This window comes from Vibrio nomapromontoriensis, from assembly GCF_050337205.1.
GTDB lineage: Bacteria > Pseudomonadota > Gammaproteobacteria > Enterobacterales > Vibrionaceae > Vibrio > Vibrio nomapromontoriensis.
In genome coordinates, this window is record NZ_JAKJSS010000014.1 from 159,629 (window position 1) to 171,302 (window position 11,674).

9 protein-coding genes are annotated in these 11,674 nt (G+C 46.4%); 5 read left to right on the top strand and 4 right to left on the bottom strand.

Annotated features, from left to right (window positions below):
• Window positions 1-58: 58 nt before the first annotated feature.
• Window positions 59-1,045, bottom strand: coding sequence for an aldo/keto reductase (locus L4D05_RS18485; protein WP_428794879.1), 987 nt, complete (start codon window positions 1,043-1,045; stop codon window positions 59-61).
• A gap of 9 nt (window positions 1,046-1,054) precedes the next feature.
• Window positions 1,055-2,014 (bottom strand): sugar-binding transcriptional regulator, encoded by a 960-nt coding sequence (locus tag L4D05_RS18490; RefSeq protein ID WP_428794880.1) that lies wholly within the window; start codon window positions 2,012-2,014, stop codon window positions 1,055-1,057.
• A 453-nt stretch (window positions 2,015-2,467) separates the two neighbouring features.
• Between L4D05_RS18490 and L4D05_RS18495 the strand changes: the two genes are divergently transcribed.
• From L4D05_RS18495 to L4D05_RS18510, 4 genes are all read left to right on the top strand, one after another.
• Window positions 2,468-3,493, top strand: coding sequence for a sugar ABC transporter substrate-binding protein (locus tag L4D05_RS18495; protein ID WP_428753578.1), 1,026 nt, complete (start codon window positions 2,468-2,470; stop codon window positions 3,491-3,493).
• Between the two features lie 146 nt (window positions 3,494-3,639).
• Window positions 3,640-5,148 (top strand): sugar ABC transporter ATP-binding protein, encoded by a 1,509-nt coding sequence (locus L4D05_RS18500; protein ID WP_428794881.1) that lies wholly within the window; start codon window positions 3,640-3,642, stop codon window positions 5,146-5,148.
• Entirely contained in the window at window positions 5,148-6,173 is a 1,026-nt protein-coding gene (locus tag L4D05_RS18505; RefSeq protein WP_428794882.1) for an ABC transporter permease, read from the top strand. Before L4D05_RS18500 ends, L4D05_RS18505 begins: the two co-directional genes overlap by 1 nt.
• Before the next feature lie 14 nt (window positions 6,174-6,187).
• A complete protein-coding gene (locus L4D05_RS18510; protein ID WP_428753581.1) occupies window positions 6,188-7,231 on the top strand; it encodes an ABC transporter permease in 1,044 nt (347 codons plus the stop codon).
• Window positions 7,232-7,455: 224 nt separating this feature from the next.
• Here L4D05_RS18510 and L4D05_RS18515 read toward each other — a convergent pair whose 3' ends face one another.
• Together L4D05_RS18515 and L4D05_RS18520 are read right to left on the bottom strand one after the other, a co-directional pair.
• Window positions 7,456-8,466 carry a hypothetical protein gene (locus L4D05_RS18515; protein ID WP_428794883.1) on the bottom strand — a complete coding sequence of 337 codons (1,011 nt, stop codon included), beginning with the start codon at window positions 8,464-8,466 and terminating at the stop codon, window positions 7,456-7,458.
• Window positions 8,467-8,685: 219 nt separating this feature from the next.
• Complete coding sequence (locus L4D05_RS18520) at window positions 8,686-10,062, bottom strand: aldehyde dehydrogenase (RefSeq protein WP_428753584.1); 1,377 nt, start codon at window positions 10,060-10,062, stop codon at window positions 8,686-8,688.
• 585 nt (window positions 10,063-10,647) lie between these two features.
• On the opposite strand from L4D05_RS18520, the gene L4D05_RS18525 reads away from it, so the two are divergent.
• Window positions 10,648-11,674: diaminopimelate decarboxylase family protein (locus tag L4D05_RS18525; protein ID WP_428794884.1), on the top strand; the 1,027-nt coding region annotated here is incomplete at its 3' end.

Below are 11,674 nucleotides of genomic sequence, written 5' to 3' on the forward strand. Positions count from 1 at the left end.
GTCCTTGCATCGTGCTTCATGTCTTTAGCTCCATGAAGCTGACCGACGAAACAAATTATTAAGCCAATTCTAATTCGCCAAAAAACTCATGGGACTTGGCGTCAATGAATTTCACTTCTTCTTGGGACAACACCACACTGCCAGCCGCTGCATTTTCAATCGCTTGCGCTGAGTTACGGGCGCCGCACAACGCATACGTGATACCAGGTTGTTGTAGCGTGGCCGCAATGACTAACTGCGCGACACTGACATTTTTTTGGCGAGCAATCGGCTCAATCGACTGACAAAATTTCTGCACCCAACGACGATTTTCAACCGTAAACATGGGGTCAGTAATTCGTTGATCGTCTCCGGTAAATACGCGCTCTGGTGTGACTTTGCCACTCAGCAAACCCATGGCGAGAGAAGAGTAACTCAGACAAGAGACGTTGCTCTGAATAGTGCTCGGCAATAGTGTTTTTTCCAACTGACGCTCAATCAAGTTGTATTTTTCCTGAACCGCATCAACCACACCACATTGTTGATATTGCTCTAAGTCGAGCTGATTGGCGTTGCTGATACCAATCGCTCGAATCTTACCGGCTTTCTTTAACGCCAATAACGCATCCATGGTTTCTTCAACGGGTGTGGTTGGGTCTTGCCAATGGGTAATGTACAAATCAAGATAGTCGGTTTGAAGACGTTTAAGACTTTGCTCTACTTCATGTTGAATCGCGTCAGCACCTAGGTAACGATGCACTGGCTTACCATTTTCATCAAAGAAATGATTGCCCTTATTGGTATGCCAGACCAGGCCGCACTTAGTCGCTAACACCACTTGGTCACGACGCCCTTTAATGGCTTTACCCACCAGCTCTTCAGATACCCCTAAACCGTAAGCGGGCGCGGTATCAATAAGGGAAATGCCGTTATCTAACGACGCGTGAATGGCATCGATAGACGCTTTTTCATCCGTTCCACCCCACATCCAACCACCCATTGCCCATGTTCCTAACCCGATGACAGAGGCTTCAATTCCTGAGTTACCAATTTCTCTTGTTTGCATGTTCATTCCCTATTCTGCTTGTTCTAAAACACTGGCGACGGTGTCTTCATCTGAGACTAATCCATTAATCAGTCCACCTCTCAGTGCGGCCAACACAGCCGACACTTTTGAACGCGTTGCCGCCACTCCAAAACTGTGCTCAATATTGCTAAGCTCTTGTAAGCTAAGACCAATCAGTTTTTTATTAATATGCTCTGCACATTTATCTCCGTGCGCGTCATAAAGATGAGCTAACACCTCTCCTTTACACTGCGCACTGAGCATTAATTCCGTGTCATGACCACTAAGCGATCGTAAATCATAGTAACTGTCACTTTCGCTGGCCACCGACCCTATGCCGACCAAAGCAATATCAGCGCTACGTGCCAAATCGAGTACCGCTTTTACGCTGCGCATCTCCATTAAGATGGTGCGTTGCTCGTCGGTATCGACGAATAACGGCGCATGTAACTGAGTACTCGTGCCGCCCAGTTTCTCGGCTAATTTACTCGCAAGATAATTCACATCAGTAAAGTGATGTCCCTGAATCCCCCCGGTAGCTGGCACAACACGAACGTTGGGAAAACTCATCGGTTTTATTTGATCAACAATCTGCGCCATGGTTTTACCCGCACTAATGCAAATAACACTATCGGGTTTGATGGTTTCAATTAGCAGTTCACCGGCGGTCTGCGCGACTTGGCGCGTGACCACTTCATCATCTTGACTGAGGCTGGGTTGAATCACCGCTGTCTTAATTCTGAAATGTTCGATCAGTCGTTGCTCTAAAGTGTGCGTCCTTTCTTGCGGGAGCTTTAAGGTAATTTCAACCAAGCCATCATCGTGGGCTTGTTTTATGACTCGATTCACTTTTGCCGTGGACAGACCAAGCTGCTTTGCAATATCTGATTGACTGCGATTTTCCATATAACGCAGTGTCAGAACCTTTGCAGTTTGTCTTAATATGTCGTCACGTTCGTTCATCGTCATATCCCTACCTTGGTTTACTTCCTACCGTCTTTATTAAGACCTCACACCTTATCTTTTTACGACGCTATACATCATTAGACTCGTTAATAGGATGTGAAATTTATTTCATCTGAGTAAAAAGTAATCATAGAAAACAACTTTTACAAGTTAAAATGATACCAAACGTATCGTTTTGGTTATTTAAGTGCGACAGATCACAAATAATAACCAAACTGATACGTATTGTATCGATATGGGATTGACCGGTTACATTTTGTTCACTACCTTTTAACACGTGAAATATATTTCATCAGTCTGAAAGATAATTCACATCATCAAGAACAACGTGTTGTGCTGCTTACTGCTGATAAAAGACAAAACATAGCTTGCTAAAGACAAAGGTGTTTTTCTAAAGCAAAGCAGCAGTTGCTCCTAAGACGACGAGTGAATACCCAATAAAAAATGGAGAAAATTATGAAGTCAGTGACTTTGAAAAAGATATTTACTAAGGGACTTATTACTACGAGTATTATTGTCGCTTCAAGCCTAGCTGCCACAACACAAGCAAATGAACGAATCGCGTTTTTCGTTTCCGACTTGTCGAACGTTTTTCATCAATCTCAAGCAACTGAAGCAAAGCGCTATGCAAAAGAGAAATACGGCGCAGAAGTGGTGATCTTCGATGGTAAAGCAGACTCTGCCGTCATGACACAAAACGTCGACCAAGTTGCGGCGGGTGCGTTTGATGGCGCTTCTTTACATATTTGGGATGGTGAAGCGGCAACACCTGGTGTTGAAGAAGCATTAGAAGAAAATATTGCCATGACCTCTTTCTTTAGCCCTATTACCGCCACCGGTATTCCTACGGCACGTAGTGATGAAGCAACGGTGTCGTTTGATATGGGTGCGCAAATGGCAAAAGCGTGGAAGCAAGCTAACCCAGACAAGCCAATTGTCATGGTGCAACTAGGCTGGCCAAACCACACAGAGGTCAGCTCTGGTCGAACTAACCCGTTTGCTAAGGGCGTGTTATCGGTGGACCCTACCGCGAAAAACTTAGGGGCTCTTGATGCCAGTGGCGGTCAAGAAGCGGCCAAACAAATCGTTGTTGACCTTCTTACTCAACAACCAGAAGTTAACCTCATTTACTCCGAAGCGTCTAACTTAACGGTAGGCACAATGGCTGGCCTGTCGCAACTCGGTCGCGGTAAGTTCAAAGATGGTAAGCCGGTTACTGAGATTGTGGCGAGTGTGGATTTTGATTCGGTTGAATTTGGTCAAATCTACGATCCAGAGTCAAGCTTAAAAGTCTCTATGGGCCTACCACCAATTGAAACGGCTCGCGGTCGTATCGATTTAGTGATGGATGTGATCAATAAGAAAGTTGAACCAACCAAAGATGAAGCAGAAGAGTTCTTCTATAAAGCTTATACCATCTCATATTGGTCAATGCCAAAGCCAGATGCTGAGCAATGGCTAGACGCACAATTTAGCAACTAACCCTCGCTCAAGGTCGGCCACAACTCGGCTGACCTTGATTCTCTTAATATATTCAAAATCTCAGTGTTAAGGAAAGACCGACTTCAACTGTATTGCTTTTCATAGCAACGCAGTGCGAACGGGAAGCAACTGAAGGAGAGATCATCTTGAATAGTCACAATTCAACACCCGCTCTGTCAATCGAAGGGCTTATTAAAGACTACCCCGGTGTGAGGGCGGTGAATGATGTTAGCTTTTCAATTGAGCGAAGTACCGTTCATTGTTTAATTGGCGAAAACGGAGCCGGTAAATCAACGTTAGTAAAAATGATTACGGGGGCAATACAGCCCACCCAAGGTGTGATGAAAGTTAATGGCCATGATTACCAACCCACTGGTACTCAATCGGCACGAGAATCTGGCATTGCTACCCTATTTCAAGAACTGCATGTTGTTGACGAACTGACGGTACTTGAAAACCTCACATTAGGTATGGAGCAAAGCCGATTTGGCTTTCTCATCAAATCCGATCTTGAGCACCGAGTCATAGACACGCTTGCCACTATCGAGCCGTCAATTGACCCATACGCGCGTGTATCAACCTTAGGGGTTGCACAAAAACAGATCATAGAAATAGCACGCGCCGCCTCTTCAGGTGCCAACGTCATTATTATGGACGAGCCGACCGCTGCACTGTCTGAGCGAGAAGTTGAAAGACTGTTTACCGTCATTCGAAGGCTACAAGAACAAAGCGTAACGGTGATTTATATCTCGCACAAGCTAGATGAAATTCTCGCTTTGGGCGATCGAGTCACCGTCATGCGTGATGGTAAGCACATTGCCACAAAACCGATGTCAGAAGTTAACGGACGAGCAGAGTTGATTGATATGATGATTGGTCGCAGCATCATGCACAATTACTCCCCCCGTGACGCCATCACCGATGAAGTCTTTTTAGCCGCGCAACGTCTCAACAATCACCGACTTAAAAATGTCTCATTTGATATTAAAAAAGGCGAAATCGTTGGTTTTTATGGGCTAGTGGGTGCCGGTAAAACCGAAATCGCCCGCGCAATTTTTGGTGCCGATAAAGTCTCTGGCACTATTCGCCTAAACGGGAAAGACGTCGGCAACTCACCGAAACAGGCCATCGCCGCCGGTATTGCCTTAGTCCCCGAAGAACGTCGCACGCAAGGTCTATTCACCAATTTAACCATTCGCGAAAACATTCCAGTAATGAACCTACCGCGAATGTCGGATTTTGGAGTATTTCGAGAAAATGACGAGCTCAACGCTGCCATGGATTATGTCGACAAACTGTCCATCGCCACCAGCTCAATCGAAAAGCACACCGAAAAGCTGTCCGGCGGTAACCAACAAAAAGTGGTCATTGCCAAATGTCTTTTTTCCCAAGCAAAGCTGCTGCTGCTTGACGAACCCACTCGTGGCGTGGACGTAGGCGCAAAAAAAGAAATTTATGACTTAGTGAAAAGCTTAGCGAACGAAGGAAATTCCGTCGCCGTCTTCTCTACTGAACTTGAGGAGATCCTTGGCGTGTGTGACCGGATTTTCTTGCTCTACGATGGCTCACTGGTTTCAGAGATTCAAAACGGACCCAATGTCGACACCAACTATATTTTGAATGCCGCCACGGGTGGCCTTGAGGAGGCAGTATAATGAACACGTCGGTAAAGCCTAATCACTCTCCCGTCGAATATCGACGGATAAGCGACCAAATGTACATTACCTTACTGGTTGCATTTGTTGCCATCGGCCTCTTTTTAGTGGCGTCTGCTTTCGTGCCTAACTTTTTTCAAGTTCAAAACATGTTGAACTTAATCACCAACAACTGGGCCGTAATATCACTTGGTATTGGGGTTTCTTTTCTTCTTGTATCTGGCAATTTCGATCTTTCTGTCGGCGGTATTGTTGCGCTTTCAGGGGTCCTATCGGTGTGGTTCGCCCAAGCCATTGGTGGCGGTTCCGCACTTTCAACAGGGCTTGGATTACCCTATTGGCTGGCGGTTGTCGGTGCTTTAATGGGAGCGCTTGCAATCGGCGGACTCAATGCGCTGTTTGTGGTCAAATTTCGTATTCCATCGATTATTGTGACCTTAGGGACAATGATGGTCGCGCGGGGGATCGCTCAGGTCATTACCCAAGGCTCGCAACGCAATACCAACCTACCTGAAGAATTTGGCGTACTAGGCAATCTAAAAGTCTTCGACACCTCTATGCAATTCCCGGTGTTATTCATGTTGGTACTGTTCTTTGTCGCGATCTTTATTGAACGTAAGACCGTCTTTGGGCGCATCACCTACTGGATTGGCGCCAACCCAGAAGCCGCCAAACTGTCGGGTATCGATAACGCTAAGCACATCACTTACTTGTATCTGTTTAGTGCGTTAGTTGCCGGTATTGTTGGGGTCCTGCTGTCTTCAGAGTTCAAATCTGGCTTTTCTAATCGTGGCCTTTTAATGGAATTCGATGCATTGGTTATCGCGCTGCTTGGCGGTATTGCGATTGCTGGCGGATTTGGCTCGGTGATTGGCATGTTCTTCGGCGCCATTATTTTAGCCGTCGTGACCTCGGCCGCGACCGGACTCACCCTATCGCCCGATTGGCAATTCATTCTTAAAGCGGTCGCGGTATTTCTAGCGATCACCGCGCAAACGTGGGCACTGTCCCTCAGAAATAAATAAGGAAGGTGAGGGTTATGTCTGATTCAACCAAATCACTTAGCATGGCACCCACGTTTGGTGGACAAATTACAAAGTTTATTGCCAATTACTACATCTATTTTGTACTGGCGGCGATCGTTATTTTCTTAAGTAGCATCAACCTTGAGCAATATGCGCTGTTTGAACGAGGCAACTTTCTTTATAAGAAAAATGTCATCAATATTTTGCGTGTGTCGGCGCCAATTTTAGTCTTGGCTGGCGCGTTCACATTACTCATGGTTTCAGGTTACATCGATTTATCGGTGGGCAGTACCATGGGGCTGACCGCAGTCATCTACGCGCTACTTGCCATTAATGGCGTCCCCTTCTGGGCGGCATTTTCCATTACCGTCTTTTGCGGCGTGTTATTGGGGGCATTTAATGGCTTATTGGTGGTGAAGTTTAATATCACCCCAGTGATTGCCACGCTCATTACGCTTAGTCTGTACAAAGGCATTGCGTTACTGTTGGTACAAGACGGCGTGTCGGCAATCAAATCCATGGGCGACTTAAAAATGCCAGCATGGTTCAACGACTATGGTCGCGATGGTGTGCTACTCGGCCTGCCAATGGCCTTTTGGGTCGCGGTGGGCGTCACCGCGCTCTTGATCATCTTGCAAAACCGTTCATTACTTGGCAAATACGCGGCGGCGACAGGCGGCAACCCAACCGCAGCCAAACTTTCTGGTATCAAAACCGGGCTCGTGGTATTCAGCTTATACGCCATTGTGGGTGCGACTGCCGCGCTCGCTGGGATTGCTCGCTCTAGTTTCATGTCATTAGGCGACCCACTGTCTGGTGATGGCATGGAGCTGACGGCTATTTTGGTGGTGTTAATTGGCGGCACCGCATTTAGTGGCGGCGAAGGTAAGGTTTTGCGCTCGTTTGTCGGCGCCTTGATCATCATGACACTGACAGTAGGCATGCTAACGCTGGTTCCCGCCTACTACCAAACTTTGGTTATTGGTGGCGCTTTGCTTGCTGCAGCGGCGTCTAACCACTTGGTGAGCCGGAAGCGAAATGAAACAAAATCCGCCTAAATAAACACGTATTATTGATTCACTGATAATACGTCGCCAGAGTAACGAGCTTCCCACTGAATAGGTTTCAGTAATTGTCATGGAAGCACTCATCATTTCGAATGAATGAACATACGAAAAACACAAAGGTTAGCCTACTAATAAGCTAACCTTTTTCGTTATCCCGTCTAAATCTATATAGCTATGCGCCATCACCCATTATCGCTAGCAGTGGCCGACTGTGGTTAGTCTTCTCTCACCAGCGCAGCGTGGCTACAACGCATTCCACCACCAGTCGCGTGGTTGGTTTCGGTCATATTAGAGTAAAGCACTTCAATACCTTTGGCTTCTAACTGCTTACCAATATGCGCAAACTCTGGTGACATCGCGTAAACACCTTCGCCAAGCGGTAGGCCATTACAGGCATCTATGCGTGCTTCTTCTAACGAGCAGTTCACAATATCCCAGCCTTCAATGAGCGCAGGTAGACCATTTGGAAAAGCATCACGACACACCAACGCTAACCCTTCTCTAGGTAAAGAGAGACAGCAATCTAAGTGCATCACTTCCGGGCTGTATTCAACAAAATGTACCGTCCAACCTTCTGAACTCAATAGATCGGCCGCCCATTGCAGCCCTAGCATATTCGAGTCGACACCATTATAACCAAGCAACACGTTGTTGTTCCCCATCACAAACACATCGCCACCTGTCAAAAATGGCCCTTTGCCACCTTCTACGCAATGGGTGTCCGTTTGAGGGGTTGGTATGGTTACCCATTTGGCGTCAGTGCCGCTAATACGCTTGTTAAGAATATGACGATAAGTAAACACATCTTTATGGCGCATAGGAAAACGATTAGCCCCTTCTATCACCATCTTGCCGACAACAGAGAGAGGATCTTTGACAAACAGCGACCCAACACCGGGCTCTTTATATTGTAATTCTTCTGCTGTTAGTAGCCTTGGTCGATGCACCTTAATACCACGACCTTCAAGCAGATTAACCCAGTCTTCGACTTCTTTTCGAATTTTCTTAAAGCGCATTGGGTCGGCTTCAGCGTACGGCTTTCCTGCGTTAGCCAGAATCTTATCGCGACCTGGCTTATTGAATATCCCCATACGAGCAGCCAACGCTTTACTGATTGTCGGATATGCAAGTTGGTCTACTCGACCAATGATCACTTCTTTAAGCACACCCCATTCTGATCCAACCCAAATGTCAGTCTGCGTCGTTTTTTTAAGCTTGTTTTGCATCACATTCACCTCACATTGATGTCTTAAGCCAGCATGTCATTGCATTGGCATCATGAGTAATCAGACTCTGACGTGACAAGCGATATCGGAGACAGGTGACACAGGTGACAAACGATATTAGCGCTAAAAGATATCGATACGATGCTTACTGTTAAGCGTTATTTCAGGTACAAAAAAAGACGCCCTAAGGCGTCTTTTCTAACAAAGTAACTGCGTCGATTAAACGATGCGCAGACCGCCTTGAGCGATAGCAAATCGGCGTGCACGCGTGTAAGACAGTGCGTTCGTGATGCCTTCGCCCGTAGGACCTGCAATCGTGAACGTTGACGTGCCTTCTGCGTTGTAGCCAACACCTGAAAGCGTTGGGCCATTGTGCGCGAAGATAGTGGTGTTAACCGCGCGACCAAACTTAGTCACGTTGTCAATGTTACCTGAGTAGATGCAAGAAGAGTGCTTGTTACCACGCTCTGCAGCGACAGCGCGCTCAACCGCTTCATCGATATCTTTACAGATAACCACTGGCAGTACTGGCATCATTTGTTCAACGTGCACAAGTGGGTGATCATTTTCAACAAGCATAACCGCAAGACGAGTATCAGATTCAACACCAATAGACTTCAGGATGTCGCCAGCGTCTTGACCAACATGCTGCTTCACCGGGTGCCACACGCGTGCGATTTCATGCGCAGTACAAGGCTTAGCACCTTCAAATTCATCAAGCGTTAGGATTTGCTCGGTTAGCTTCTCTGCTTCTTCTGCTGATAGAACGTAAGCGCCGACTTCTTCTAGCTTGTCTAGGAACGCATCGGCTACCGCTTCTTCAACAAAGACTTCTTTTTCACCGATACAAAGCAAGTTGTTATCGAAAGATGCGCCGCCGTATACGCCAGCAGCAGCAAGGTCTAGGTTAGCAGAAGCATCAACGATGACAGGTGGGTTACCTGCGCCAGCGCCAATACCTTTCTTACCAGACTGTAGAATCGCCTTAACAAGACCCGGACCACCCGTACCAACAAGCATGTTGATAAGCGGTGATTTCGCGATTTCGTTCAGTGTTTCTAGCGTTGGCTCTTTCACCATAGTGATAAGGTTTTCTGGGCCGCCCGCTTCAACAATGCTGGTGTTTAGCATATCAATCATGACAGCAGACACGACTTTAGAAGAAGGGTGAACGTTGAAGGTCACCGCGTTGCCACCCGCAAGCATAGAGATTGCATTGTTAACAATGGTTTCTGTTGGGTTAGTCACTGGCGTTACTGCGCCAATCACACCGTATGGTGCGCGCTCACCCAAAGAGATGCCGTTATCGCCCGACCATACTTCTGTATCTAGAATTTCAGTGCCTGGCGTCTTAGCTGCTGTTAGTTGGTGCTTGGCAATTTTATCTTCAACACGGCCTAGTTTTGTCTCTTCACGAACCATTTTAGCGAAGTCTTCTGCACGCGCTAATACTGCTCCACGGATAGCAGCAATGATGGCTTCGCGATCTTCTTTAGTGGCGTTCACATAAAACTCTTGTTGCGCTTTATGAGTTGCTTCAATCGCAGCGTCCACTGTCGCGAATACACCTTTAGCGTTGTTGATATCAAAAGACATGATAATTACCTCGTAAAATTGGGTACTGTGAAGAGTCAGACATCGTCTTCTCTCTTCGAGTTATTTGGCGACACTCTATGTACTAAGACTCAAAAGTTCTAATTCTCAAAAAGTACTAAAACTCAAAAAGTGCTGTGACTCGAAAGTGATAAGACTCAGAGACCCGCCTTAAATTGACTACAATCTAACCTAAGTTTGCCGCTCAGCACCGTCACTGGGCGTCAGATTAATTGACCAAGCACCTTAATTTTCTCGAGCATGTTACTTGACGACTCCTCACCCGATTCATGATTGGACTAAAGATCAGCAAGTTACCTTCCCTCCCCCCTATGAACGGCTATTTTTAACGCAATGAAAGTTACGTAAATAACCCCCATACGTAGGCCTTGCTCATCGTCACCAAAAATATCTTTTCATCACCTCTCATAAATAAAGACCAGACAATTCATAACGTTAACATTAAGCGTAAGATTAATTGACCCTGAGTGACATGTTGAATTTTTAGCCGCCAGATAGACTAGTATTCATCGAGCAATGCTAACCAAAAGCATGCCACAAACTGAAACGATCTCGTGAGGAACGAATATGAAAAATCATGCGCTTTTAGAAGAATCTGTAAAGCAACTGAGCACTATTTTAGAGACTCAGCAACAACTGTTGGACGAGCATAAAGCGAACCAAAACTATGCTGAACGCCTCGAAAATATTCTTACTCCTACTGACGAGCTAAGCACTCAAGGCGACGACTTATACATCGGCGGTTGCAAAGCCTCTGATCTTATCGAGCAATACGGTAGCCCGCTATTCGTACTAAGCGAAGACACACTGCGTAACAACCTACGTCGTGTTAAGAACGCTTTCGGCAACTACTGGCCAAAGCCGGTAAACGTTATGTTTGCTATCAAATCAAACACTAACTTCGCGGTTCGTGCTATTTGTAACGAAGAAGGCGTAGGCGGTGACTGTTTTGGTCCTGGTGAAGTGGAAGCGACTCACTACGCTGGTGCCGATCCAAAAACGATTGCACTTAACGGTACGGTTAAGCCTGAGCTTGCTATCCGTAAAGCAATTGAATACGGCTACGCGGTTCACCTAGATTCTTATGAAGAAATTGAAATCGTTGAGCGCATCGCTCGCGAAGTGAAGCCAGCTGAAAAAGTTCGTATCGCCGTTCGTCTAAAAGTGATCCCAGAAGATTTCTTCAACGACTTCGAACCAGATGCATACCCGTTCCCTAACTTCATCGGCGCGATGAAGTGGATCAAATTCGGTCTTCTTAAAGAAGAAGCGAAGAAGATTGTTAACCGCGTGAAAGAAATCGATGTATTTGAATTCTACGGTTTCCATACTCACTTAGGTCGCTTCTCTAAGCAGCCTGAAGGTTGGGATGCGCTTTACCGCGAATACGCGCGCAACATCATTGAGATCTCTCGCGAGTGTGGCGTGCAACCTTTCCAATGTGACCTAGGCGGCGGTTGGCCACGTGAGCGTGAGCCAGAGTGTCGTAGCAAAGAACACATGATGAACTCAAACACTATCGAAGACTACGCGAAGATCGTCTGTGCCGGTATGCTTGAAGAGTTCAACAAAGAAGGCTTTGAAGTCCCACAAC

Bases quoted from the DNA above. Each gene is read 5' to 3' on its own strand.
- L4D05_RS18485 (WP_428794879.1), bottom strand. From the start codon at position 1,045: ATGCAAACAAGAGAAATTGGTAACTCAGGAATTGAAGCCTCTGTCATC.
- L4D05_RS18490 (WP_428794880.1), bottom strand. From the start codon at position 2,014: ATGACGATGAACGAACGTGACGACATATTAAGACAAACTGCAAAGGTT.
- L4D05_RS18495 (WP_428753578.1), top strand. From the start codon at position 2,468: ATGAAGTCAGTGACTTTGAAAAAGATATTTACTAAGGGACTTATTACT.
- L4D05_RS18505 (WP_428794882.1), top strand. From the start codon at position 5,148: ATGAACACGTCGGTAAAGCCTAATCACTCTCCCGTCGAATATCGACGG.
- L4D05_RS18510 (WP_428753581.1), top strand. From the start codon at position 6,188: ATGTCTGATTCAACCAAATCACTTAGCATGGCACCCACGTTTGGTGGA.
- L4D05_RS18515 (WP_428794883.1), bottom strand. From the start codon at position 8,466: ATGCAAAACAAGCTTAAAAAAACGACGCAGACTGACATTTGGGTTGGA.
- L4D05_RS18520 (WP_428753584.1), bottom strand. From the start codon at position 10,062: ATGTCTTTTGATATCAACAACGCTAAAGGTGTATTCGCGACAGTGGAC.